This is a genomic window from Cellulomonas sp. P4_A2, assembly GCF_056402515.1.
Genome location: NZ_JBFUHG010000089.1, coordinates 1 through 487, shown reverse-complemented (window position 1 = coordinate 487; position 487 = coordinate 1). Strand labels below are relative to the sequence as shown.

At 68.0% G+C, this 487-nt stretch carries 1 protein-coding gene; it reads right to left on the bottom strand.

Going from position 1 to position 487, the window contains the following annotated elements:
* Positions 1-487 (bottom strand): beta-galactosidase (locus tag AC1DUE_RS20230; RefSeq protein WP_477041199.1); only part of this gene is annotated, 487 nt, incomplete at both ends.

Here is a 487-nt window from a genome sequence, read left to right as displayed (position 1 = left end):
GTCCTGCCCCGACCACAACGGCATGAAGTTGGTGGTCACCGGGATGTGAGGGGTGTGCCGGGCGACGATGTCGCGTTCGGCCAGGTAGCACTCCATCAGGGCGTCGGACGTGAATCGCTTGAAGTCCAGCACCTGCGTCGGGTTCTTCATGTACTGCGCCTTGCGCGGGGGCAGGATCTGCTCCCATGTGTCGTAGCGCTGGCTCCAGAAGGCCGTTCCCCAGGCCTCGTTGAGCGCCTCGATGGTGCCGTAGCGGCCGCGCAGCCACCGGCGGAAGTGCGCGGCGGTCCCGTCGCACCAGCAGTGCGTGCAGTACTCGTTGTTGATGTGCCACACGGTCAGCGCCGGATGATCGGCGTACCGCGCCGCCAGGTCCTCGGTGAGGGACGCCGCGTAACGCCGGTAGACCGGCGAACTCGCGCAGAACTGCTGCCGCGAGCCGTACCAGACGACCGAGCCGTCCTCGCCGCGCGGTAGCGTCTCCGGG